This is a genomic window from Roseibium sp. MMSF_3247, assembly GCF_030733765.1.
Classification (GTDB): Bacteria; Pseudomonadota; Alphaproteobacteria; order Rhizobiales; family Stappiaceae; genus Roseibium.
Window position 1 is genome coordinate 59,752 of record NZ_JASHII010000007.1, and the last position, 23,949, is coordinate 83,700.

Below are 23,949 nucleotides of genomic sequence, written 5' to 3' on the forward strand. Positions count from 1 at the left end.
GCTGCCTTCAGGCACATGGGATCGTTTGGCACATAAAGGGCCTAGCCAACCTCGATCTTTGCTCAAATCTTTTACACCGGCTAGCTGACTATCCCCTGAAACAATGCTCATCGCCTGCGGGTGCTTTTTCGAGCTCTCAAGGTGTCCTTCGTTTTTGCCAATTTTCCAACAAACGAGAAAAGGCCGGGCTGTGCCCGGCCTTTCCTGTTCGCGGTGTCAGCGATCTATCAGAGGATAGATGTTCCATCACTGAACCTCAGTTGTTCGATACCGATAAGTGTATCGCTGCCTTCATCACCTACTGTGTCCGTGATGGTGAAACTTCCATCGCCGTTGTTCAGGACCAGGTAATTTGCTTCAGCACCGGAGTAAATCGCTGTGTCTGTTCCTGCGCCGCCAACAATGATGTCATTGCCACCGTTGCCAAAGAACAGATCATTCTGATCAGTCGCAAACGCTGTGAAGTCATCGGCAGTTTCCGTTCCGCGGAGCTGTAAGCCGGCATCGGTATTGAACGTATTGCCAGATAGGTTGAGCTTCGAGAAATCGATGGTGTCGGGCAGTGCACCAAAACCAGGGCCGGTGATCCAGATGGAGTCCGTATTGGTCGAGCTGGCCGTAATTACATTATTGGTGATCTCAAAACCGGTTGAGACACCACTGCCATCTCCCGTCAAACCACCAATGTTGCCGTCGATCAGCGTGTTGCCGTCGATCTCGATGTTATCGACACCGCGATAGGAAATTAGGACGTTGGACAGCGCCTTGGTCCCATTGACTTCGCGGTCAATCAGATTGTTCTCGATAATCGCGCCATCACCAGAAACGGTAATCGCTGTCAAATGATCTCCGTTGGCGCGAAGTTCTGGCGTCATCACCAAGTTTGTGAGTTCAACAGAGTCACCCAGGACCTCGATAACTGTGCGGTTGTTAAAGCCGCCTGCGTCGCTCACGCCGTTGGCTGGATCAAAATCAACACCGTCGATTTTGGTGCCGTCGGCATTTTCAGTGATTTGAACCCGACCTTCGATAACAGATGGTGTGCCTCGTCCGCCGTCGGACCCAGCCGTTCCAGCATTCGCACCCTCGATTGTCAGGGTTTTGTCGATCGTGAGATCGCCCGTGAAGGTGCCTTCGCCGAGAATGATGGTCGAGCCTGCTGGCGCCGCGTCGACGATTGTCTGGAGATTGTCGCCAGCCAGTGCCAGGATTTTGCCATCTGGCAAATACCTGAGCGGTTGCGGTGTCCCGGTATAGTCACCGACTGCATATTCCTCTCCATCAACGTTTGTGAAGGTGTTGCCGGAAAGAAGTCCTGCAATATCGGCTGCCGGTGCCGCCAGTCCGACGCCTCCACCAAGACCAATTGCCTCGATGTTGTCATCGAAGGTGTTGCCGTTGATCACTAACCCCGTAACATTCTCGGTGCTGCCGATACCTGCCCAGTTGGAGGTAAAGGTGTTGCCGGAGAATGTGACGTTGGTCGGTGTTCCCAGAGCAGAAGCGAAGTCCAAGGAAGCGCCTGTCAGGAAATTGCTGACAGTCATGTTGGCGATCTCGATACTGTCACCGCCTGCAACTTCGATACCGCGATCGACGACAGCGCGGCCCGGGCCATCCAGGGTGAAACCGTCAACTTTGATATTGTTCGCCTCAAGGCGGAGATTGCCGTCGATCTCGGCACCCTCCGAGGTCACCAGAGTGACGCCATTGACATTGAGCGTGACGTCTTCTGAGTACGTGCCTGCCGCGACCTGGATCGTTGCTCCTTCCGGTGCAGCGTTGATTGCATCTTGGATGCTGTCATAGTCTGCTCCGGACGGGGCTACCGTGATCACGACCGCTGCATCAATTGCAACCGGAACCGGAGTGTCTGCAAACCGCAGGAACTCGATATCAGTCAGTGTGTCTGTTCCATCGGCGCCGCCATTCAGGTGTTCAACGGTGTAGATGCCAGCGGACACAAAAGTCACTTTGTAGTCTGCTTGGTTGCCGGAATAGGAGGCGATATCTGTGCCGCCTTCGCCGCGAAGATCATCATCTCCGCCACCGCCGACGAAGAAGTCGCTGCCATCCTTACCGATGAACAGATCGTTTTTGTCTGTGGCATAGCTGGAGAAGGTGTCACCTTGATCCGAACCCTGGACCTGAATGCCTTCATCACCAGTGAAGGTGTTGCCAGACAAATCCAGGCCAGCTGCGGGCAGAGTACCTGCATTCACGACCCAAATAGCCTCGACGTTGGTGGTGCTTGGTGTGATCGTGTTGTTGGTGATGTTCACATCTGTCGGTGTACCTCCAAGGGAGGCACCGATATTGCCGTTGATGAGTTCATTGCCATCGATGGTAACATCGTCCAGACCGGACACCCGGATCAGGGACCGGTCCAGGCCGGTTGTGTTGATCCCGTCATCAGTCCGGTCAATAGAGCTGTTTTGTACAGTTGCCCCTTCGCCCTGAAGGACGATGCCGAACAGGTATTCTCCTGCCGTATTCCGGCCGAGATCGACGTCTAAATTTTGCAGGGTTGCGTTGGCGCCTGTTACCGTGATCAGGTTGTCGTCCGGGCCGGGGACGGCTCCTGCCGGTGCAAACTGAACACCGTCAACCGTAACGCCGTCTGCACTGATTTCGACTCGACCGGTTATGTTGCTTTCCGCTCCGCGGACACCGTCAGCCGCAATGCCAACATTGGCACCTTCAATGGTAACGGACTTGTTAATGTTGAGGTCCTCGTCGAAGGTCACGCCGGCTGCGAGAACAATCGTGTCTCCAGCTTCGGCCGCATCGATGGCCGCTTGGACAGAAAGACCGTCAAAGACATGAAACTTGCCGTCGGGACCTTTGACTGCCGACGCAGAATTGTCCGGATCTGTGGATTCATTTAGCGCAATCCCGAAAGCAAGAGCCTCGGCATCCGTGGCAAAGTAGAAGACAAACGCTTCACCGCCCGCCCGGAAATCAGAGTTTAGAACCTGCCAATTTCCAGTATTGACCGCATTGAAGTTGATCGTTCCGATTTCAGCACCTGCCGGGCCTGTTTGCGAATAGATCTTCGTGTCTTCCGCTGCAGTGTAAGTGCCCTGGAAAGTGATGTTGCTTGGCGTTTGATCGTAGAAGTTCTGATAGCTGTAGATCGCGACAGACCCCCAGGTGTTGCCGGTGGTCGTGATGTCTTCCAGAACGATATTGGCTGAGTCGGTCAACGAAATTCCGTTGCCGCCGGTGCCTTGCCCATCCGCCGTCACGTTTCTCAGCGTTGCGCCGTCAACACCGTTAAAGTCGATCTCGGTGCGCAATGAGCCTTGAACTGTGACATCTTCAAGGGTGAAGTTGAGAAGGCGGTCGCTCGCGTCCCCTGTGTCCGGCTGGACCTTGATGCCGTAGTTGTCACCAGCCCCGCCAGAACCGGCTACGCCCGGGCCGATTATGGTCAAGTCTTGAATGGTGACGTTATCGGCTTCAACAAGAACGCCGTAACTCTCAAGAGCGCCGGCATCAATAATTGTCTCGCCTTCGCCAGCACCCGTGATCGTCACTTCTTTGTTTACATTAAGCGTAGCGGGTAGGGTGAATGTCTGACCGTCGAGGAGGAGTTCATCTCCATTGACCGCGGCATCAATGGCGTCCTGGATAGAGGTGTAGTTTTCACCGGTCCGGACATTTTTCACCGTGATGTCTTCTACGGTGACTTCGATGTCCTGTGTTGCAGTGTTGCCAGCAGCGTCTGTGGCAGTGACTTCCACAAGATACTCATTGGAAGCACCGCCCGCATCGGTCGGATTTTCAAAGTCAGGTGCAGTGTTAAAGCTCAGTGCGCCTGTCGTGCCGTCAATGTTAAAGGCCGCTGCGTCTTCGCCGCCGGTGATTGTGTAAGTAACAGCGGCATTGTCCGTTGCGACAACAGTGCCCACAATTGTTGTATTTTCTTCGACACTAAATGTATCACCGGACGTGAAAACGGGATCGGTTGTGTCTGCAGGAGCGCCGCCTCCGCCGCCGCCACCACCCGGGGCGCCTGGAGCATCCGGATCAGCAGGAGAGTCGTCCGGGTTGTCGGCCGGTGTGCCGTCATTGCTGGGCTGATCAAGCGTTTCACCAGCTAGATTTTGCGCACCCTCCCGGCCTTCATCAAAGCCGAAAAGCAGCCAGTGCTGATAGCCGCTTGAAAGACCACCGCTGCCAATTGCCGCTGCTACATCCGGGTTTGCGCCGAGATAAGCAGATTCATCAAAACCTTCGCCGATTTGGGAGGCGACTGACGCGTTCGGGGCGCGGCCTTCGGCAGCGCCATTGTTGATGAAGTGCAGGAATGGGCTCATGCCCGAAGCGGCTACATCCGGATTTTGTGCCAGGTAGTATGCCGGGTCGAAAATTGCGTTCGGAGCGCGGCCTTCCGCTTCGCCAAACTGAATAAAGTGGTCAAACGGGTTAATGCCTGCCGCTGCGACATCCGGGTTCTGTTCCAAATAAAACGATGTATCGAAGTACGGGTTTGGATCCCGTCCCTCAGAGAAACCAAATAGATTGTAGTGTTCTTCCGCGCTCCCAATCAAGCCTGCTTCAATGGCAGCTGCAACGTCTGGATTTTGAGAGAGATAATATGCGGAATCAAAAGTAGTGTTAACAGAAAAAGCCATGATAACCCCTTACTAGCTTTCGCTTACTCGTAAAATTTTTCGTCAATGCGTGATGGTTGCGGTAGCCCAAAAATAAATTTTTTATTAAAATTATCAATATATTTATTAACACGGTAATTATTGTAAATTTGATGTAAGAAAATAAATATTTGAAATAATTGATAAAACTGTCTGTCTTCGCGTAAATTAATTTACTGTAAAGGTTAACAGCGAGCAACTTTTACGCGCAAATCGGAAAGAAATAAGACCGATTATGTCAGTAGTGACAATAATCGTGCGCTGCTTGAAGTGTTTATCAAAATACTAAGGGTTCTTCTGCAATTTGTTAGCCGGTGAACAAGTGGCCATCCCTGGTTGTCGGAACTGGCTGCCGGCAAAAATCTGATTGTCTTCGAAAGACTGGACAAAGTGCCAAGCACTGAAATCCTTGGCCCCTGTGATGCGATTGTCCCGTTGATGAATGAAGCTTTGGCTTTTCGTTTGATGTAGCAACTGGGCCCTGTCGACCCCAACCATCTCGTCTGCCAGTAAACATCCAAGCATGCCGGTGCTGGCCGCCGCTGAAGTTCTGTGGCCAGGCTACGCTTATGCCTAAGCAATTGTAAATGTAAATAACGAAATTTTAGTATTAATTTCAAGTTAATTGCATGTTCAAAAAATATTAATGACGTTCCAACAAACAAAAAATACTAGAATTTCGATTCAATAATTTTTACCACCTGCCGCGCATACTGCCCTCACAAGCAAATAACAAGCTAATGCGTCAAACACTTAAATAAACAGGGGCGGTGTATTCATTTCACCGAATGAAAACCTATGTGCGGACTTTGTCACAGTGCTCTTTGTGACGGGATTGAGCATGCTCAAGACGGTACATTTGCCGCCGCTGCAGCATCGGGTCCCGGTGGCACCACTTCTCTCAACTACATAATTGGGCAGTTGAACCGCGGCGACTACAGCTGGGGCAACTTGTCTGTCGTGACTTATTCTTTCGCCAAGGTACTTCCAAGTTATGCGAAGGGCCTGGACGAGTACGACGGGTTCAATAGTTTCAACAGCCAGCAGATGGACATGGCGCGGCTAGCTCTGGAGGCATGGTCTGATGTTGCCGACATAACCTTTCAGGAAAGCAATTCGTATTTCGCGCCGATCCGGTTTGCCAACTCCGATACGTTGGCGGACTATTCGGCGGCCCATGCCTACCTTCCGGGATTTTCCTCTTGGGCCGGTGATGTCTGGGTGAACAGTGACTACGCTTATAATACGGCTCCGGAAATCGGGAATTATGGCTACAAAGTCCTGGTTCACGAGATTGGCCATGCCATCGGCCAGCCGCATCCGGGTGACTACAACGCCAGCGGCGGCAAGCTGAGCTATCAAAACAACGCCGCTTATGCCGAAGACAGCGCTCAGTATTCGATCATGTCATATTGGGATGAGAGCCATACGGGCGCTGATTTCGGAAATGCTTTTGCCCAGACCCCGATGCTTCACGATATCTTGGCTATCCAGGCAAAGTACGGCGTGAACATGTCGACGCGGACTGATGACACGGTTTACGGATTCAATTCCAACACAGAGTCACCGATTTACGATTTCAGTCAGAACACTGCGCCAGTCTTTTCGATCTGGGACGCAGACGGAACAGATACGATTGATTTCTCTGGCTATTTCGTCGATACGGTCATCAATCTGAACGAAGGCGGCTTTTCGAGCGCTGCCGGCCTCACAAACAACATCTCGATCGCCTATGGCGCAGTCATTGAAAACGCGATTGGTGGTGCGGGAGATGATGTCATCATCGGCAACCAGTGGGACAACCTTGTTGATGCCGGTGCTGGAAGCGACGTGTTCGTCCTTAACCATAGTAGTTCTTCAGCAGACACCTACGTCTTTGACAATGGTGAGACCATTGTGTTCAGCAATCACGGTACGGACCGGCTGACCAATGTCGAAACCATTTCTTATGCCGACGCTGACCTCGATGTTATCGCGCAAACGCAGATTTCAATCCTCGAATATGCCGCAAGTTATGAGGATGTCGAAGAGGCATTTGGTACGGACGAAGAGGCACTCTTTGACCACTTTGTCGAGTTCGGTTTGACCGAAGGCCGGACGATTGATTTCTCAGCCCTTGATTACATCGCCTCGCATGAGGATTTGATCGAGGTCTTCGGGGCAGATGCGGAAGCTGGCGCCCGGCACTACATCGAATTTGGCCGGGCTGAAAATCGGGAAATCACCTTTGACAGCGCGGCGTTCCTTGAGGTGAACCCGGAGTTGGTTCAGCTTCAGGGCCAAGAGGTCAATGCTGCGAAAATGTTCATAGAGCTGTAATCACCAGACGGGTGCTGCGGTTGGCATTCGTTGAAATCCATAGCGCAGCTCGCGCCACGTCAGTGCTGGTTTGTTTACCCTTGGTTTCAAACCGTTCCCAGCCTGAATTTCGTTAGGTGACTTTTTGCATTGCAGCAGGTATGGAGGCGTCATGATCAGACGCCTTTATGACTGGACCCTGTCCCTTGCTGCCGGACCTCGCGCACCTACCGCGCTGGGGTCGGTTTCGTTTGTTGAAAGCTCGTTCTTTCCGATCCCGCCGGACATCTTGTTGATCCCGATGGTCATTGCCCGGCGCGAGAAGGCCTGGTGGTATGCGCTGCTGTGCACGCTGACCTCTGTTGCCGGTGGTGTGTTTGGCTATTTCATCGGCATGTTCCTGTTTGAACAGGTTGCACAGCCGGTACTCGCGTTCTACGGCAAACTCCACTACGTCGAGGAATTCCGCCATATCTTCGCCGAGTGGGGCTGGTGGTTCGTGTTTATCGCCGGTGTGACCCCGTTTCCCTACAAGGTGATTACAGTTGCCTCCGGGGCTGCAGGCCTAAGCCTGCCGATCTTTGTTCTTGCAAGCATTGTTTCCCGGGGGATCCGGTTCTTCATCGTCGCCGGACTGCTGTATTTCTTCGGCCCGCCGATCAAGGACTTTATCGAGAAACGCCTCGGTCTTATGTTCACCGTGTTCGTCGTGCTTCTGGTCGGCGGTTTCGCCGCGCTGAAGTTTATCTAAGCAAAGAGGATCCGATGTCCGCTGAAAAACTGGCGCAGTCGTTGACACTCCTGCTATTGGCCGGTGGCCTTGTGGTGATTGGAACGGCTTGGGGATATCAGCTGATTGGCGGTTACGTCCCCTGCAAGCTGTGTTTGGAGCAGCGAATTCCTTATTATATCGGGTTGCCGATGGCCCTTGTTGCATTGGCTGCCTTGGTGACAGGTCGCAAAGGGATTGCCGCGGTCCTGTTGCTGGCAGTCGCGGCAGTGTTCGCCTATGGAGCTGGCCTCGGGATTTATCAGGCCGGAGCGGAATGGCAGTTCTGGGATGGCCCGAATGATTGCGGCGGGGGCGCCGCTGCTCCGGCATCCGCTTCCAACATGCTGCAAGCCTTGCAATCGACCCGGGTTGTCAGCTGCACGGAAGCCAGCTGGCGGATGCTGGGCCTGTCTTTTGCCGGTTGGAATGCTGTTGCATCTGCCGGGTTGGCCGGACTTGGGCTTCTTGCTGCCGGAATTTTGAAATTCCGGGTTCCCATGGCAAAGTCACCGGCATGAGCACGTCAAAACACAAGGCCGATCAGGAGAGGCGCGACGAGGCGCTGAGAGCGATTGACCGCGCGCAAGCGGAAAGCGAAACGGTTGTTGGCTCGACCTTTGTTCGCATGGCCGATCGTGCGCGGGACCATATGAGCGCGGCCGATAAGGATGCCGATGACCACATCGAAGTCTGGGGCACGCGCATCGGCCGGTCGCTTGGGTTGGTGTTTGCAATTGGTCTGGTGATTTACCTTGCCGTTACCTACCTCTAGGTAATCTTCCAACTGAGTTGGGAGGCTCGCGAAAAAGGAAAAACAGCGCTCACTGGAGCCTGGAACAAAATATGGCGTCAATTCATCCAATCAGCCGAAGCCACTGGACCGACCTCAAAGCGCCGGACCTGAAAGACTTTGAGGCAATGGCCAGCGAAACACTCGCCACCATGCCGGACGATCTGTTGCTTCGCTGCGGCAATTTGCAGATCACACTTGCCGAATACGCACCTGATGATGTTCTCGATGCACTGTCGATCGAAGATCCGCACGATCTGCTTGGATTGTTCGAAGGCGTCGGCTTGGACGAGGGCGAAGAGCTGTCCCATACCGGGCAAATGCCAAATCGTATCTGGCTCTTCCGCCGGCCCATTCTGGATTATTGGGCCGCAATGGACGAAACGCTCGGAGATGTGGTCGCCCATGTGCTTATCCATGAGATCGGTCACCATTTCGGTTTGAGCGATCAGGACATGGAGCGTCTCGAGGCCGCTGCCGACAGATGATGCAGCGGCGGCAGCCTCAAGGATAGTCAAGCTGCGTTTATTCGGCCGCTTCCGTCTTGGCGCGCTCGATTGATTCCACAATCATGCGTTTTGCAGCTTCTGCGCCTTCAACACCCGTCACTTTTACCCATTTGCCAGGTTCCAGATCCTTGTAGTGCTCGAAAAAGTGCTTGACCTGATCGATCGTGATTTGCGGCAGGTCGGTAATGTCCGAAACATTATCGTAGCGCTTGGTGATCTTGTGGCTCGGAACTGCAATGATCTTCTCATCCTGGCCGGACTCGTCTTCCATCAGGAGAACGCCAATCGGACGGCAGGTCATGATGGCGCCAGGTACAACAGGGCGCTGGTTGACGACAACCACGTCGATCGGATCGCCATCGCCGCAAAGTGTGTGCGGGACGAAGCCGTAGTTTCCCGGATAGCGCATGGGCGTGTAGAGGAAGCGGTCGACATACATCGCGCCTGCTTCTTTATCCATCTCATACTTGATCGGTTCACCGCCAACGGGGACCTCAACAATTACGTTGATATCTTCCGGCGGGTTTTTGCCAATCGGCACGGCGTCAATACGCATCTGTGAACTCCTGTTGGATCGTTGCGCCGTCTATCGCAATCCGAAGACAGAAGTTCAAGTCTTTAGTTTTGCATTGCACCTAATTGATTAATGACCCGGAAGTGGCGTGGGCGCGCCAGATCCTTGTCTTGGAAGGCATAAGGGTGAAGCTGTCAGAGCGTTTGCCTCGGCCAGATGTAAATGAGCAATTCGAGTCGTCTCCCGCCGATCCGGTGCCATGATTTCCCGGCGATTTGGCCTCCCACCGCACGATAGAACTCCCGGGCGGGCGTGTTGTCGCTCAGCACCTGGACGGCAAGCCCTGAGCCATGTTGCTCGAGGAATGACGCCCGGATGTCTTCAAAAAGCCTGCGGCCGAAACCCAGGCCCTGATACTCCGGTTTGAGATAAAGCTCGTATATCTCGCCATCCATGCTGGTATTCGTTAGCCGGCACGGGCCAAAGGTGGCATATCCGGCCGGAACATCAGCAACGGATAGGATCTTGATGTTGACGCCGCGCGCCAGAGCTCCGCGCCACCAGTTTTCGCCCCGCCTTGAGACCATTCGCTGGAGGTCAAGGCCATGTAACACGCCGCGATAAGCGCCGAGCCAGGCTTCGCTATGGATGCTGGCGAGCGCTTCGCAGTCTGCCGGTCTCGCCGCACGAAGATCAATCAGGTCAAGAGTCATCTTGGGAAAAGAATACTACAAGGCGTCGGCAGGGGAAGCTTGAAACGTTTTCGGTTCGGGAAAACTGCCGGAATTCTTGAGACTGGCCGCCAAAGGTGCCCGGTAATGAAAAGGGCCGGCGTGTTGCCGGCCCTTCAGTTGCCCTGATGTTTGACTCAAAAAATCTGGTCGCTCTACATTCACCACGGGGGGCTGGGGGGCTATTGCATACCGCGGTGCCCGTAGACCGTTCCCATCAAGGTATGATGCTAATATGGGTGTGCTTTTTGGCTGGCCAAGGGCTGGAATGCGGCGAAAACATGAAAATTTTGGTATTCTTTCTTGAAAAGTTGCCCATGCGTCAGTTTTTGATGTTTTTCGGTCACGATTGATGAATGAAAGCAACAGTTTCTCAGCTTTCTACCGGCCTGCACTTGCAATTCGCGGCGAACCACGACCATCATGACATCTGGATGACATGCACCAAGCAAATGCTGACGGCAGCGCAAGGTGCAAGGCGGTTCAAAAGGGAGGCGGAATGAGCGAAGCCGATGATAGCGCATCTCAGCACAGCCGGAGCTTGAGCCTCAACGGACCTGGGCATAAAGCTCCTCCCTCCTTACCAGTGGTGTCCTTCAACCGCCGGGAACTCGATGTCATCCTCAGGCTCTATGGCCGCATGGTCGCCGATGGTGAGTGGCGGGACTATGCAATTGACATTCTGAATGACAGAGCTGTTTTCTCAATTTTCCGCCGCGCCTCTGAAATGCCTCTTTATCGCATCGAAAAGGATCCTAAACTTGCCCGGCGGCAGGGCGCATATTCGGTCGTCGCGACTGGCGGCATGATTCTGAAACGTGGCCACGATCTTGCGCAGGTTCTGAGAGTTCTGGAAAAGAAAAAGCATCTTCGGGTCGTCGACGCCTGACACAGGGGCACACTGATGGAAACCCGGAGCTGTCTTCACTGAATCGAGGTCGCCGCTGAGCCGTTTTTCACGTCCTGACCTTCTGAGATTTGGATGCGACATCTTTTGTCGAAAGACAACAAAAAGCCCGGCGCAATGGCCGGGCTTTCTACATTTATGATGGCTTGCGGATTATTCGCGGTTGCCGAACAGCTGCAGCAGCATCAGGAACATGTTGATGAAGTCGAGGTAGAGACGCAGAGCGCCCATCACGGACTTCTTGGTGGCAACTTCACCGGAGTCGCCCTCGTAGTACATTTCCTTGATCTGCTGTGTGTCGTATGCAGTCAAACCAGCGAACACCAGAACACCAATCACGGAAATAGCGAACTGAAGCGCGGAAGATCCGAGGAAGATGTTCACCAGGGAGGCGATCACGATACCGATCAGGCCCATGAACAGGAACGAACCCCAAGCGGACAGGTCCTTCTTCGTGGTGTAGCCGAAGATGCTCAGCGCACCGAAGGACGCTGCGGTGATGAAGAACACGCGCGCGATCGATCCGCCGGTATAGACCATGAAGATCGAGGACAGGGATACACCCATCAGGGCGGAGTAGACGAGGAACATCGTCCGAGCGGTTGACGCGCTCATGGACTGGATCCGGAACGAGAGCCAAAGCACCATGCCGAGCGGCGCCAGCATGACCACCCATTTGAGCGGTGAGGCAAAGATGGCGTTGCCGAGCGGTGTCAAACCCACGATCGAGCCAGCGTCGTTGGTTACGACGGACATCATGTAGGTACCGATGGCAAAGAAACCGGTCAGCGCGAGGCCGAACGTCATGTAGTTGTATACGCCCAGCATGTAGGCGCGCAGGCCCTGATCGATGCCGGCCTCGGCACGAGCGCCGGCAACCGAGTAAGCGCCTTGAGATTGGCGGTCAAAGGTCGACATGGTCTTAAGATTCCCCTTCGTTCAAAACTTGTGCGCGCAGGGAGTCCTGCAGCACAGCTCCCTCAACATATGGGAGAATACGGACCCTAGCACAAGATGACTTTCCTGAAAAAATCGCAATCTTTCTGCTACGGCCCGTATTTCCGGCCCTTATGATTAAGAAGAGTTCTTATTTCATGGCTTTAAGACGGCTTGCGATCTGCCGATCGCAAGTGCCTTGTGGCCAGCGGAAGATTTCTTCTGCCTTGAAATCCATAACTTCTTTTGTGGTGTCGCGCATGACTTCCGGCGTTACGCCCGGCTTGAACCACTGAAGAACGCCATAATCGCCGCCAGCATCGGTGAAAAACGCCAAGGGTTTGCCGTCTTCCATGATCCCGACACGGCCCACGCGAACATCTTCGACGGTCACATTGCGCGCGTTTCCATCAATGGTCAGCTTGGATTTGGTCAGGCGGAGCTTTTTACCGGCAGATTGCGGTGTGCCGGTCCAGGTGCCGCCTGTCAGCCTGTTGCCCTTGTTTTCAACCGAGAGGCAAGAATTCTTGTAGTTCGGGATCGACAAACGGTTCGCGGAAACCTCGATCGGATCCTTGCCTTTCTCGGAGATGGTGTATTTCATCTCATGCTCGCCGGTCCGATAAACGCGGATGCCGACCGGGGTGAAGCCGCTGTCACCGATTGAGCGGGTGAAGAAATCAAACTGGTTGGCGTCATTGGTTCCCGCGCGGCGGTAAAGCCAGCGCTTCGGCAGGCCGTCTTCCCAAACCAGCCAGTCACTGACAACGAGGCCACGTTTGCCAGCCGGATCATTCAGCTGCCAGACGCCGGTGTGAAATGGGCTTTCAGCTTGAGCTGCCGGCATGGCTGACAGCATGGTCAAAGCCGCAATTGAGGCTGCTAGAGTGGTCTTAAACATGGATTTCAAACGATAGCCCGGCATTTCGGAGTGCCCCTTCAAGAGATAAATCTCTCTTCCGATATCCAAGATAATCGCATGACGCAAGGCGCGCCGGTCATGAACCGGCGCACATCTGCGGTGAGTTTGATGAAATTTTTCTGACGGTTAACACCGTCTTTGGCCGTATCAGAGGTTTCTAAGAACCGGTGCAGGTTTTTCGCCAAGAACGCGCCAGGTTCCGATCAGGCCGAACCCGACAGTCAGGACAAGCGCGATTAGGGCAGCACTGAACGCTGTAACTGGCAGCAGCGTAAAGGTTCCGCCCATGATTGCAGTGATGACATACCAGGCAGCAATGCCGCCCGCCAAAACGGCAAACACTGCTGTGACAAGGCCAAGGATCGCATATTCGAGGCCATAGGCCAGGATCAGCCGCGTTCGTGTGGCGCCAATGGTCTTCAAGATGACAGCGTCATAGATGCGGCTGCGATGCCCGGCGGCGAGTGCGCCTGCTAAGACAAGAATGCTGGCAATCAGCGTGATGGAGGAGGCGCCGCGGATCGCCCATGCGAGCTGAGCCACGATGTTGTTCACCTGGGAGATCGCATCTTTCACGCGGACGCTAGTGACGGTCGGAAAGCTGCTGGAGACGGTCTTCAACAAGGCCAACTCGGTGTCTGTCTGGACGTTATCATCCCAGCCAAGGGTCATCAGATGCGCATGCGGCGCCCCGGCAAATGTGTTTGGCGAGAACACCATGACAAAATTGATGCCAAGCGATTGCCATTCCACGTCCCGCGTATTCGCAATCTCTGCGGAGATTTCGCGACCAAGAACGTTTACAGAAACGGTGTCGCCGATCTTGAGGCCGAGGTCTGTTGCAGCCTCCGCGTCAAAGGAGACCAGTGGAGGCCCGGAATAGTCCTGCGGCCACCATTCACCGGTCGCCAGTTCCGAGTTCGGCGGGAGCGTAGCCTCGTAAGTGATGCCGCGGTCGCCGCGCAGAACCCAGTCGGACCCTTCTTGTGCTGGCACGAAATCATCGCTGCTGATGCCGTTGAGGCTAACAATCCGGCCGCGCAACATCGGCACACTTTGAAGGTCCGCGTTCGGCGCTTCTTCGCGTAAAAGGGTTTCAAACGCGTCCCGCTCATGGCTTTGAATGTCGACAAAGAAGAAGCTTGGCGCTTCACCTGCGATGGTAGCGGTGAGCTCCCGGCGGAGGTTTCCATCAATCAGGGTCAGGGCGACCAGCAGGGAGAGGCCCAGGCCAAGAGACAGAACGACGGACGGCGTCAGGGCACCAGGGCGGTGAATGTTGGCGATTGCCAGCCGCAGCTCGGTAGAGCGGACCGGAGGCAGGCGTTTGGCGAGCCACATGATGATCCGTGCCACAACCACCAAAAGCACAAAAGCTCCGGCAGACGCTGCGATATAGATCGTGGCGATCCGCTTGTCATAGGCCAGCAGGATGGCGATGGACGCAAGGACGACCACGGTGAGAGCCGTGGCAAACAAATAGCGTTTGCGGGGCCATTTGGAGCCAGCCGCAACAATATCGCGGAACAGGGCGGTGGGTGGAACGTCATGAGCCCGGCCAAGCGGCCAAAGCGCGAAAGCCAGCGCGGTCAAAAGACCATAGACAAGACCCAGGCCCAGTTCGCTTGGATAGATGCCGACCGCAAGTTTGACGGGAAGAACATTGGAAAGTGCAGCACCAGCGGCAAACGGGATCATTGCTCCAATGACCAGCCCGATGCCAATCCCGATCAGGGCAAGCGCCAGCATCTGCACCAGATAAATCTGGAAGACGAAGCCGCCAGTTGCGCCCAGGCACTTGAAGCTTGCAATGACTTCCCGTTTTGTTTCCAGGAAGGCCCGGACCGCATTGGCAACGCCAACGCCGCCCACAACAAGAGCTGTGAGACCAACAAGCGTCAGAAATTGTGCAAACCGGTCGATGCTGCGCTGAAGGCCGGGAGATGCGTTGGCTCTGGAGCGCACCCGCCAACCGGCATCGGCTTCAGTTTGTTCCGCTTCTTCCTCGATCTGTTTGAGCTCGCCGATGCTCGGCGCGGGATCCATGCGCACCCGGTAATGCCAGCGCACCAAACTACCCGGCTGAACAAGGCCAGTTGCGCCGATGGCCTCGGTGGAGATCATCAGCCGGGGGCCGAACTCCATCCCACCTGCGAGTTTATCGGGTTCAGTTTCAATAACGTCTGTGATTTCAACACTCGTGCGGCCAAGCTCAAGTGTGTCACCAACTTCAACATCAAGACGGGCCAGCAGGGCCAGTTCGGCCACAGCGCCCCAGCGACCGTTACGCTGTTCCAGTGCGTCCACAAGGCTTTGCCCTGATTGCAGCTCGAGCGCGCCATAGAGCGGATAAACATCATCGACCGCCTTAAGCTCTACAAGTGCCTGGTCTGCCGTGTCTGCGCGCCGGGCCATTGCGCGCAATGTCGCGACTTCCGAAACTGCACCGAGACTGTCGATGTAGCTCCGCTCGTCCTCATTGACTTGACGATGAACCAGACGGAAGGACAGATCGCCGCCCAAAATGGCTTGGCCTTCCTGGGAGATCCCTTCGGTCAAGGCGCTGGAAACCGAAGTCACACCGGAAATCGCGGCAACCCCAAGCGCGATACAGGCAATGAAAATGTAAAAGCCCTTCAAGCCGCCGCGCAGTTCGCGCAGGGCAAACCGGAGGGCGAGGCGGAAGGTCTGGTTGTTGCGGCCAAGCTCGCCGGACACAAATCCGCTCATGCGGACACCTGTTCTTGCGTTGCGGCCAGATTTTGGGTGGTTTCTTCGATTTCGCCCGAGCGGACCCGGATGACCCGGTCACATTTTTCGGCAAGGGCCGGATCGTGCGTCACAAGAACCAGCGTTGTTTTGCGGTCGCGCTGCGCAGAGAACATCAGGTCGACGATCTGTGCGCCGGTGCTTTCATCCAGGTTCCCTGTCGGTTCATCTGCGATCAGGATTTCCGGCTCCACGACGAGCGCGCGCGCAACGGCGACCCGTTGTTGCTCTCCGCCGGACATCTGTGCCGGATAGTGGTGCATGCGTTTTCCAAGACCAACGGCCTCAAGCTCTGCCTGGGCCTTCTTGAAGGCGTCCGCATCGCCTGCAAGTTCAAGCGGCACTGCGACGTTTTCCAGCGCCGTCATATTCGGGACAAGGTGAAACGACTGAAAGATGATGCCGACATTGCGGCCCCTGAACAGAGCCAGCTGGTCTTCTGAAAGTCCGCCGAGTTCTGATCCGGCAACGACGACCGATCCCTCATCGGCGCGTTCCAGTCCTGCCATCACCATGAGGAGGGTCGATTTCCCCGAGCCGGATGGTCCGACCAGGCCGACGGATGTGCTCTTTCCGATCTCCAGATCAATACCCTTCAGGATGTGAACCTGTCCGGCCCCTTCTCCGAGGGTCAAGTGGACATTTTTCAGGGCAATGGCTGGTGTCGTCGTCATCTTTGGGCCTTTATAACGGTCATATGTTGGCCGTTCTGGCCATCACATGCCCTCGACAAGTGGTCACTTTGGGACCATATGGGCCTGTTGTGCCAAGTCTTCCAGTCAGGAAAGTGTATTAGAGTGTATCGTTTCTTTCTGTTTTTGATGCTGCCTCTGTTGTGGTTGGGAGCCAGCACTGCAAATGCCGCTGATATAAAGCTCGTTGTACTGGGAGACAGTTTGTCCGCCGGGTATCAGCTGCAGGCCGGGGAGGGCTTTCCGGAGCAATTGCAAAAAGCGCTCAATGCACGCGGGCATTCTGTGGAGGTCGTCAATGCTGGTGTTTCCGGTGACACCTCCTCCGGTGGACTGTCACGGCTCGACTGGTCGGTGGGAACTGACGCTGACGCTGTCATCGTTGAGCTTGGCGCCAATGATGCCTTGCGCGGCATTCAGCCGGACCTGACACGCAACAACCTCAAACAAATCGTGCAACGCCTGACCGACAAGGACATTGCGGTGCTTGTTGCGGGCATGCTCGCCCCACGCAATCTTGGCGAGGACTATGCCGCATCCTTCGACCCAATCTACAAAGACATCGCCGAGGCCCATGGCGCATTGCTCTATCCGTTCTTTCTGGAAGGTGTTGCGCTGAACCCGGATCTTAATCTCGCCGATGGCATTCACCCGAATGCGGAGGGCGTTGGCGTCATTGTTGAAAACATTCTGCCGACGGTCGAAGAGTTGCTGGTACAAGCCTCCAAAAAGTAGCATTCAGACATCTCTGATCCTGCCGAACATAAATTACCTGTAAACAAGGATATCCCTCATGGAACTGCGCACGCTTGGCCGCACGGATATAAAGGTCAGCGCATTGTGCCTTGGCACAATGACCTATGGCGAACAAAACACGGAAGCCGAAGGTCATGCTCAAATGGATTATGCCCTGGAGAAGGGGATCAATTTTTTCGATACAGCCGAGCTCTATGCAATTCCGCCAAAGAAGGAAACGCAGGGGCGGACGGAACGGATCATCGGCACATGGTTTCAAAAAACCGGCAACCGGGACAAAGTTGTTTTGGCGACCAAGGTTGTCGGCCGGACCGGCATGGATTGGTTCCGCGAGCACGGCAAAGGCGCCAGCCTGACACGTGCGGAAATCGAATTTGCGGTCGACCGGAGCCTGAAAAACCTTCAGACCGACTACATCGACCTTTACCAGATCCACTGGCCGGATCGGAACATGAGCAACTTCGGCGCCAATCCGGCGCGCTGGGCTCCGCCGGAGCTGCATGAAGACGAGAACAGCATCGAAAGCACGCTGGAAGTGATGGCGGACCTGGTGAAAAGCGGCAAGGTCCGCCACATCGGGATCTCCAATGAAAGCTCCTGGGGCACCATGCGCTATGTGGCGGCCTCCGAGCACCTTGGTTTGCCGCGGGTCGCCTCGATCCAGAACACCTATAATCTGGTCAACCGCACTTTCGAAACCGGACTGGCAGAGATCGCGCAACGTGAAAACGTTGGTTTGCTTGGATACTCCGCGCTGGCACAAGGCTATCTGACGGGCAAGTACAGGAATGGCGCAATGCCGGCTGGCTCCCGAAAAGTGCTGTTTGACCGCCTGCAACGCTATGAGCACCCGCGGTCGATCGAAGCCTATGACGCCTATTTCAATCTGGCAGATGAAGCCGGTCTCGATCCGGCGCAAATGGCGATTGCCTTTGCCAAGTCCCGTGACTTTATGACGTCCGTCATTCTTGGGGCAACGCGCATGGATCAGCTGGAGAATGACATTGCTGCTGCCGATGTGACGTTAAGCAGCGACGTCCTTGAGAAGATCGACGCGATTCATCAGGAATTCGGCAACACAGCACCGTAGCTGACGTTCACGTTTTCAAAAGAATCAAACGACAGTCTCCCCCTCGAGCCGGGCAAGGAATTGCCCGGCTCGAAATCTCTCTCCACACAAAAACTACTTTGTCTTCAAAGTGTTGGTTTTTTGTCTTGCCAATTTCATCAAGTTGATTCCTGATGGGGACATCAGCGTTTGGCGGAGGGAACACCTATGCCGCGGCTTTTTACAGGCCTTGAGATTCCGTCTGAGACGGCCCTCATGTTGTCCATGCTCCGGGGAGGCCTTCGGGGCGCCCGCTGGATCGATCCGGAAAACTATCACATCACTCTGCGCTTCATTGGCGATATCGATGATCGCACGGCGGATGAAGTGGTTGATGCACTCGACCGGATCCGCCGTAATCCCATTGAGATCAGGCTTGATGGCCTTGGGTCCTTCGGCAACGGCAAGCCACACGCGGTCTGGGCCGGTGTGCAGCTGACATCGGCTTTGTCTGAGCTTCAAAGCGAGCAAGAGCGCATCCTGCAACGGCTTCACTTGCCGGCAGAGCGGCGCAAGTACGTGCCTCATGTCACTCTGGCCCGCTGTAAAACATCCAATAATGAAGATGTTGCCAAGTGGTTGTGCGAGCGCGGTAACTTCCAGGCTCCGCCATTTATTGCAGGCCGGTTCGTCTTGTTCTCTGCAAAATCAAGTGTTGGTGGCGGGCCATACTTGGTGGAAGAAGCTTACCCACTGGCAGCTTGAGTGTTTCGCGAAGGTCCGATCTGCGGGTTTGCGGATCTCAAGTCCAGCGGAAGCGCAAGATTTTGCCTCGACCCTGTGAGATCGCGTCAGTGACGAAGCCTCCGTGGACGCGAATTGTGATCGTCAGACATTTTCCGCTGAGTTTTTGATTGATAATTCGGAATTTTGTTTGCTGGCTTAGTATTTAACCGTATTCATCATCTTTTGGTTGTAGTTTGAAAAAAATTTCAATCGGAATACATTCAAATTTCTAGTTTTCAGAGATCAGTCGTAAAGGAAAATTAATTCGTTTTGCTTCTTCTGTACTTACCTTTCGTGAGTTGTGTAATGCATCTTACGGTAATAAAAAAGAGTCTGTGCAATCATGAAGTCAATCACCAATCTGTCGATCGCCGCTCGAGTGGGCAGTCTATCGGCCATCACCGTTGTTGCAATCGTTCTGCTGTTTTTTGTCGCCCGGCATAGCCAGGAGCTTGTCAGCACTGAAAATGATCGCCTCGCTGAATACTCCCAGATGGACTATTACGTGTCCCAGGTGCTGGCGAAGGCGCAAGACATGCGGCGGTTGGAAAAGGACTTTCTGCTGACGAAGGATGAAATGCTTACAGCCACCTATGATGAGCGGTATGGCGAAGCTGTTGAATTCCTGAAGCTCACCGCAGAGAAACCGGAAGCTGCCGATCAGATGCCGGTGATCGAAAGCCTTGAGAGTACGCTGGCACAGCACAAAGCAGATTTCGATGCGATTGTGGCTCAATCGAAAGAGATGGGGCTGGACGAAAAAGTCGGCCTGAAGGGCGAACTCCGCGGCGCGGTACATAACGTTGAAGAGCGCCTAAAAGCAGCGAACCTCGATGCACTGACCGTCAAGATGTTGATGATGCGCCGCCACGAAAAGGACTTCATGCTGCGCGGCGCCGACAAATACATCGGCCGGATCGATGACCGGCGCAGTGAATTTGCAGATATGCTTCCCAACAGCGGTTTGCCGGACGCAGAGCAAAAAGAAATCAGCGCACTTCTCGATATATACCAGGCCACTTTCAAGAAATATGCTGAAAAGGCCCAGTTCATTGATGCGCAGGTTGCAGCCGCTGACGAGACGTTTGCGAAGATCATGCCGGATTGGTCAAAGCTGTCCGAAGCGGCTTATCTCGGCAAGCAGGCTGCCAGCGCCGGTCTCGAATCTGCGCGCAGTTTCTCGAACAACCTCTTCCTTGTGATCGGGTCGATCAGTTTGATCCTGGCGATTGGTCTCGGTTGGCTGATCGGACGCAGCATCACACGCCCGATCAAAGACCTCACCGGAGTCATGAATGAATTGGCGGGCGGCAACAACGATGTGACTGTCGGCTATGCTGACCGCGGCAATGAAATTGGCAGCATTGCGCGTGCCGTAGAAGTCTTCCGTGCAAACGCCATCCGGACCTTGGAGCTTGAACAGGAGCAACAGGATCGCACGGCGCGGGCCGAAGAAGAAAAACGCGCGTTGATGGAGAATCTGGCAAGCCAGTTCGAAGCTTCCGTGGGTGCAATCGTGGAGCGTGTTTCCAGCACCGCTGCCAATCTGGATCAGAGCGCACAGACCATGGCACGTGTCTCGGAAAACACTAGCGAACGCGCTGAAGTGGCAGCGTCAGCCTCTGCGCAGACGACAGAAAATGTCTCCGTCGTTGCGTCCGCTGCTGAGGAAATGACCGCGTCAATCAGCGAGATCAATGAGCAAATCATCCGTGCGTCCGCTGCTTCCAAGAGCGCGGCTCAGGATGTGACCGGCACCGCTACCCAGATGGAAACACTTGCCAACATGGCCGACCGCATCGGCGAAGTTGTATCGATGATTTCCGATATTGCCGAGCAGACCAACCTCCTCGCATTGAACGCGACCATCGAGTCTGCCCGCGCCGGTGAGGCCGGGAAGGGTTTCGCGGTTGTTGCCAGTGAAGTGAAGGCACTTGCGAACGAAACGGCCAAGGCAACGGAAAACATTTCGGAGCTGGTTACGGAAATTCAGGCGGAAACCAAGACCGCGGTTGGGTCTATCGCGAAAATCGGCGATGTTATGCGCGATCTGGAACAGTCTTCGACCGCGATTGCGTCCGCAATGGAAGAGCAGGGTGCAACGACCCAAAGCGTTGCTGAAAACGTTGCCCAGGCCGCGAATGGTACCCGGGATGTTTCGGACAGCATCAAGGTTGTGAAAGACGCATCGGTGGAATCCAGTCATGCCACGCATGCGGTCCAATCCAGCATCAATGATCTGACCGAACAGTCCAATTTGCTGCGCGATGAAGTGAACCGCTTCCTCGGCCAGATCCGGGCGGCTTAAACGGAACGGTCAGCGATCCAGCAGCTTGGCATAAACGTCGAGTGTCTTGGCGCACATTGTTTCAACGGTAAAATTCCGGCTCGCATGGGTCAGGCCTCGGCCTGTCAGTGCGAGCCGGTCTTCTGCTGATAGTGCAAGCGCAGTCTTGATCGCCGAGGCCAGCGCGTCGCTGTCACCAGGCGGAACGCGCCATCCGGTGCGGTCTTTTTCTGCAGCATCGGGTGGTGCCAGCACGGTTTCGGGCACGGCGCCAAGGTCAGAAACGATGACTGGAACACGGGCCGCTTGTGCTTCAACAGCGGCTCGGCCGAAGGCTTCCGGTTCGATCGAAGCGACAACGGCCAAATCGGACAGCGCCATGGCCGCCGGCACGTCCGCGCAATGGCCGACCAGCCGGACCTGATCCTGCAAGTTCCAATCGGCAATCAACTGCTTCAACTCTGCCACATAACCGTCTCGGCCTTGAGCATCGCCGGCAAGAATGGCAATCGGTGCCGTTACTCCGGACGCCTTCAGTGCGCCCATGGCCTCGATCAACACCTTCTGGCCTTTCCAGCTCGTCAGGCGTGCCATGTTCATGATGATCGGGCGGCCTGTGGGAACGCCCCAACTGTCTTTCAGGGCCTGCCGGCGCAAGGCACTGACATTTTCCGGCGCAAGACCTTTCAAATCGGAGCCGCGATGGATCACGGTAATGCGGTCTTTCGCAAAGGGGTGCCGGTCGGCGATCAGATCGGCAATGTATTTGGAGTTCGCAATGACAGTGTCGCCGCGGGCCATGATTGAATTGTAAAGCCCTTTGACCGCATTCGATTGGCTGTAGCTGCCGTGATAGGTGGTGACGAACGGAATGTGTGTCCGCCGGGCGGCAAAGAGAGAAGACCAGGCGGGAGCCCGGCTTCGGGCGTGAATGATGTCAACGTCTTGCGCGCGGATCAGTTCGCTCAACAGGCCCGCATTTTTCCAAAGAGTGACCGGATTTTTCGATTTGACCGGCAATGTGAAATGCTGGGCGCCGATATCTTCCAGCTCGCGCACCATCTGCCCGCCCTGGCTGGCTACGAGTGCGGTTCCACCTGCAGCGATAAGAGCGCGGGCAATATCGACAGTGGTGCGTTCCGCGCCCCCGGAGTTCAGGTCGGGGATCACTTGCAATACGGTTGGGGCGGTGGGCAGGGACACCAGCAGGGCTCCGGGCGGTCTTTTAAATAACGGATGGCTGTGCCAAAGGACACCAGCAGAAGAAACTGAAAGAGAGCCATAGTATGGGCGCGGCGGAACCGCAATTCATTGAGGTTGGAAAAAACGGTCAGAGGCGGAAAATCGCTGTCCGGAAAGATCCAGGAAGATCGCCCGGTCTCATGTGGCTGTCGGGTTTCAAGTCTGACATGAGCGGAACCAAAGCCGAGGCCCTGTCTGCATTTGCTTGGGAGCGAGGGCAGGAAGCGGTTCGCTTTGATTATTCCGGGCACGGATTTTCAGAAGGCGCATTTGAAGAGGCGTGCGTGTCCGATTGGCTGGAGGAAGCCGAGGCGGTGTTCGACACCTGCACGGGCGGCGAAACCATCCTTGTCGGCTCATCCATGGGCGGCTGGATTGCTCTTCTCTTGGCTCTCTCACGCAAGGAAACAAGCCGGATCAAGGGTTTGATTTTGATCGCGCCAGCGACTGACTTTACGGAAGAGCTGATGTGGAAAGAGCGGTTCTCGGACGATATACGTGCGGCTATCTTGCAGGACGGACGCTGGGAGCAGCCGTCCGACTACAGCGATGATCCCTATGTCATCACCCGCAAGTTGATCGAAGACGGGCGGTCTCATTTGCTGTTCGGCAGCTCTCTTCAGATCGGGGTGCCGGTGACGATCCTGCAAGGTGCGCTGGATCCGGATGTTCCACTTGGTCATGCGGAACGGCTGGTGCAGGCTCTGCCGCAGGATGATGTCACGTTTACAGTCGTGCCGGACGGTGATCATCGTTTGTCGCGGCCAGCAGACATCGAGTTGCTGATCCGGTCTGCCGCCTCCATGAGTGAGTGCGTGTCCTCCTAAAGGCCCTTGGGAGCGGCTTGCGGATTTCGATTGGCGGCGCCTTAGCGGCCTTGAATGACTTCCTTCTCGCAATCCAGAAGGTGAATGGTCATCTCTGTGTAGAGGCTGAACTCGCTCACCTTCGATGCTCGACCGCGCAGGAACATTTCAACATCATTGGAGGCGTAGTTGGCCGCACTGGTTTTTCGCAAGAAACAGCTGCAACGGGGCGCATCCATATTGCTTTTTCTCTCACACAAGGCGGAGTGTTCACTTGGCTGACCTGCGCCACCGGCCGTCCCGTCTGTCGTGCAAAGTTGACGCAGTTCATCCAACTTGGCGCGTGCCTGCGCAGACAGGCGGCCCGGTTCGTTGGCGTAGTAAAATGAGAGATCGACGTTGGAAAGATTTGTGTCCAGTGACTTGGTGAAAATGCAGCCGCATTGGTCTGCCGAGAGGCCCAGCTCAGTCTGGCAGGCGTTCGACATTCGTGCCCATCTGTTTTCAGATGCTGAGAGCGGTTCGC

20 protein-coding genes are annotated in these 23,949 nt (G+C 55.1%); 11 read left to right on the forward strand and 9 right to left on the reverse strand.

From position 1 onward, the window contains the following. Positions 1-227: 227 nt before the first annotated feature. Positions 228-4,640: an S-layer family protein gene (locus RBB44_RS20745; RefSeq protein WP_306149733.1), complete on the reverse strand. Its 4,413-nt coding sequence runs from the start codon at positions 4,638-4,640 to the stop codon at positions 228-230. 816 nt (positions 4,641-5,456) lie between these two features. Here RBB44_RS20745 and RBB44_RS20750 point away from each other — a divergent pair. The 5 genes from RBB44_RS20750 to RBB44_RS20770 all read left to right on the forward strand — a co-directional run bounded on the left by RBB44_RS20750 (position 5,457) and on the right by RBB44_RS20770 (position 9,006). Next, positions 5,457-6,977 carry a M10 family metallopeptidase C-terminal domain-containing protein gene (locus tag RBB44_RS20750; RefSeq protein WP_306149732.1) on the forward strand — a complete coding sequence of 507 codons (1,521 nt, stop codon included), beginning with the start codon at positions 5,457-5,459 and terminating at the stop codon, positions 6,975-6,977. 151 nt (positions 6,978-7,128) lie between these two features. Then, the gene (locus RBB44_RS20755) at positions 7,129-7,707 is read left to right on the forward strand and encodes a YqaA family protein (RefSeq protein ID WP_306149731.1); all 579 of its coding nucleotides are present in this window, start codon (positions 7,129-7,131) and stop codon (positions 7,705-7,707) included. 14 nt (positions 7,708-7,721) lie between these two features. Then, entirely contained in the window at positions 7,722-8,246 is a 525-nt protein-coding gene (locus RBB44_RS20760; protein ID WP_306149730.1) for a disulfide bond formation protein B, read from the forward strand. Further along, positions 8,243-8,500 carry a hypothetical protein gene (locus tag RBB44_RS20765; RefSeq protein WP_306149729.1) on the forward strand — a complete coding sequence of 86 codons (258 nt, stop codon included), beginning with the start codon at positions 8,243-8,245 and terminating at the stop codon, positions 8,498-8,500. The genes RBB44_RS20760 and RBB44_RS20765 overlap by 4 nt, the downstream gene beginning before the upstream one ends. Before the next feature lie 71 nt (positions 8,501-8,571). Further along, on the forward strand, positions 8,572-9,006 hold the full coding sequence (locus RBB44_RS20770) for a metallopeptidase family protein (RefSeq protein ID WP_133952452.1): 435 nt from the start codon (positions 8,572-8,574) through the stop codon (positions 9,004-9,006). 37 nt (positions 9,007-9,043) lie between these two features. On the opposite strand, the gene ppa is transcribed toward RBB44_RS20770, so the two are convergent. Further along, positions 9,044-9,583 (reverse strand): inorganic diphosphatase, encoded by a 540-nt coding sequence (gene ppa, locus RBB44_RS20775; RefSeq protein WP_133952449.1) that lies wholly within the window; start codon positions 9,581-9,583, stop codon positions 9,044-9,046. 152 nt (positions 9,584-9,735) lie between these two features. After that, on the reverse strand, positions 9,736-10,254 hold the full coding sequence (locus RBB44_RS20780; RefSeq protein ID WP_306149728.1) for a GNAT family N-acetyltransferase: 519 nt from the start codon (positions 10,252-10,254) through the stop codon (positions 9,736-9,738). Positions 10,255-10,771: 517 nt separating this feature from the next. On the opposite strand from RBB44_RS20780, the gene RBB44_RS20785 reads away from it, so the two are divergent. Further along, complete coding sequence (locus RBB44_RS20785) at positions 10,772-11,161, forward strand: DUF2794 domain-containing protein (protein ID WP_306149727.1); 390 nt, start codon at positions 10,772-10,774, stop codon at positions 11,159-11,161. A gap of 171 nt (positions 11,162-11,332) precedes the next feature. Here RBB44_RS20785 and RBB44_RS20790 read toward each other — a convergent pair whose 3' ends face one another. The 4 genes from RBB44_RS20790 to RBB44_RS20805 all read right to left on the reverse strand — a co-directional run bounded on the left by RBB44_RS20790 (position 11,333) and on the right by RBB44_RS20805 (position 16,480). After that, the gene (locus tag RBB44_RS20790; protein ID WP_133952443.1) at positions 11,333-12,097 is read right to left on the reverse strand and encodes a Bax inhibitor-1/YccA family protein; all 765 of its coding nucleotides are present in this window, start codon (positions 12,095-12,097) and stop codon (positions 11,333-11,335) included. A gap of 169 nt (positions 12,098-12,266) precedes the next feature. Next, entirely contained in the window at positions 12,267-13,085 is an 819-nt protein-coding gene (locus RBB44_RS20795; RefSeq protein WP_306149726.1) for a hypothetical protein, read from the reverse strand. Between the two features lie 99 nt (positions 13,086-13,184). Then, a complete protein-coding gene (locus tag RBB44_RS20800; protein WP_306149725.1) occupies positions 13,185-15,767 on the reverse strand; it encodes an ABC transporter permease in 2,583 nt (860 codons plus the stop codon). Further along, positions 15,764-16,480 (reverse strand): ABC transporter ATP-binding protein, encoded by a 717-nt coding sequence (locus tag RBB44_RS20805; protein WP_209180074.1) that lies wholly within the window; start codon positions 16,478-16,480, stop codon positions 15,764-15,766. Before RBB44_RS20805 ends, RBB44_RS20800 begins: the two co-directional genes overlap by 4 nt. 147 nt (positions 16,481-16,627) lie before the next feature. Between RBB44_RS20805 and RBB44_RS20810 the strand changes: the two genes are divergently transcribed. The 4 genes from RBB44_RS20810 (at position 16,628) to RBB44_RS20825 (ending at position 21,396) form a co-directional block, all read left to right on the forward strand. Further along, complete coding sequence (locus RBB44_RS20810; protein WP_306149788.1) at positions 16,628-17,233, forward strand: arylesterase; 606 nt, start codon at positions 16,628-16,630, stop codon at positions 17,231-17,233. A gap of 58 nt (positions 17,234-17,291) precedes the next feature. Further along, a complete protein-coding gene (locus RBB44_RS20815; protein ID WP_306149724.1) occupies positions 17,292-18,344 on the forward strand; it encodes an aldo/keto reductase in 1,053 nt (350 codons plus the stop codon). 186 nt (positions 18,345-18,530) lie between these two features. After that, on the forward strand, positions 18,531-19,067 hold the full coding sequence (gene thpR / locus RBB44_RS20820; protein ID WP_209176222.1) for an RNA 2',3'-cyclic phosphodiesterase: 537 nt from the start codon (positions 18,531-18,533) through the stop codon (positions 19,065-19,067). A gap of 364 nt (positions 19,068-19,431) precedes the next feature. Next, on the forward strand, positions 19,432-21,396 hold the full coding sequence (locus tag RBB44_RS20825) for a methyl-accepting chemotaxis protein (RefSeq protein WP_306149723.1): 1,965 nt from the start codon (positions 19,432-19,434) through the stop codon (positions 21,394-21,396). 9 nt (positions 21,397-21,405) lie between these two features. On the opposite strand, the gene RBB44_RS20830 is transcribed toward RBB44_RS20825, so the two are convergent. Next, on the reverse strand, positions 21,406-22,578 hold the full coding sequence (locus RBB44_RS20830) for a glycosyltransferase family 4 protein (RefSeq protein ID WP_306149722.1): 1,173 nt from the start codon (positions 22,576-22,578) through the stop codon (positions 21,406-21,408). A gap of 83 nt (positions 22,579-22,661) precedes the next feature. Here RBB44_RS20830 and RBB44_RS20835 point away from each other — a divergent pair, with 83 nt between their 5' ends. Further along, positions 22,662-23,444, forward strand: a complete 783-nt coding sequence (locus RBB44_RS20835) for a carboxylesterase (RefSeq protein ID WP_306149721.1) — start codon at positions 22,662-22,664, stop codon at positions 23,442-23,444. Positions 23,445-23,485: 41 nt separating this feature from the next. On the opposite strand, the gene RBB44_RS20840 is transcribed toward RBB44_RS20835, so the two are convergent. Next, positions 23,486-23,911: a hypothetical protein gene (locus RBB44_RS20840; protein WP_306149720.1), complete on the reverse strand. Its 426-nt coding sequence runs from the start codon at positions 23,909-23,911 to the stop codon at positions 23,486-23,488. Positions 23,912-23,949: the final 38 nt, after the last annotated feature.

Coding starts and splice junctions, on each gene's coding strand:
- RBB44_RS20810 (WP_306149788.1), top strand. CDS start 16,628: ATGCTGCCTCTGTTGTGGTTGGGAGCCAGCACTGCAAATGCCGCTGAT.
- RBB44_RS20750 (WP_306149732.1), top strand. CDS start 5,457: ATGTGCGGACTTTGTCACAGTGCTCTTTGTGACGGGATTGAGCATGCT.
- RBB44_RS20780 (WP_306149728.1), bottom strand. CDS start 10,254: ATGACTCTTGACCTGATTGATCTTCGTGCGGCGAGACCGGCAGACTGC.
- ppa (WP_133952449.1), bottom strand. CDS start 9,583: ATGCGTATTGACGCCGTGCCGATTGGCAAAAACCCGCCGGAAGATATC.
- RBB44_RS20790 (WP_133952443.1), bottom strand. CDS start 12,097: ATGTCGACCTTTGACCGCCAATCTCAAGGCGCTTACTCGGTTGCCGGC.
- RBB44_RS20815 (WP_306149724.1), top strand. CDS start 17,292: ATGGAACTGCGCACGCTTGGCCGCACGGATATAAAGGTCAGCGCATTG.
- RBB44_RS20835 (WP_306149721.1), top strand. CDS start 22,662: ATGGGCGCGGCGGAACCGCAATTCATTGAGGTTGGAAAAAACGGTCAG.
- RBB44_RS20770 (WP_133952452.1), top strand. CDS start 8,572: ATGGCGTCAATTCATCCAATCAGCCGAAGCCACTGGACCGACCTCAAA.
- RBB44_RS20825 (WP_306149723.1), top strand. CDS start 19,432: ATGAAGTCAATCACCAATCTGTCGATCGCCGCTCGAGTGGGCAGTCTA.
- RBB44_RS20805 (WP_209180074.1), bottom strand. CDS start 16,480: ATGACGACGACACCAGCCATTGCCCTGAAAAATGTCCACTTGACCCTC.
- RBB44_RS20755 (WP_306149731.1), top strand. CDS start 7,129: ATGATCAGACGCCTTTATGACTGGACCCTGTCCCTTGCTGCCGGACCT.
- RBB44_RS20800 (WP_306149725.1), bottom strand. CDS start 15,767: ATGAGCGGATTTGTGTCCGGCGAGCTTGGCCGCAACAACCAGACCTTC.
- RBB44_RS20760 (WP_306149730.1), top strand. CDS start 7,722: ATGTCCGCTGAAAAACTGGCGCAGTCGTTGACACTCCTGCTATTGGCC.
- RBB44_RS20765 (WP_306149729.1), top strand. CDS start 8,243: ATGAGCACGTCAAAACACAAGGCCGATCAGGAGAGGCGCGACGAGGCG.
- thpR (WP_209176222.1), top strand. CDS start 18,531: ATGCCGCGGCTTTTTACAGGCCTTGAGATTCCGTCTGAGACGGCCCTC.
- RBB44_RS20840 (WP_306149720.1), bottom strand. CDS start 23,911: ATGTCGAACGCCTGCCAGACTGAGCTGGGCCTCTCGGCAGACCAATGC.
- RBB44_RS20745 (WP_306149733.1), bottom strand. CDS start 4,640: ATGGCTTTTTCTGTTAACACTACTTTTGATTCCGCATATTATCTCTCT.
- RBB44_RS20785 (WP_306149727.1), top strand. CDS start 10,772: ATGAGCGAAGCCGATGATAGCGCATCTCAGCACAGCCGGAGCTTGAGC.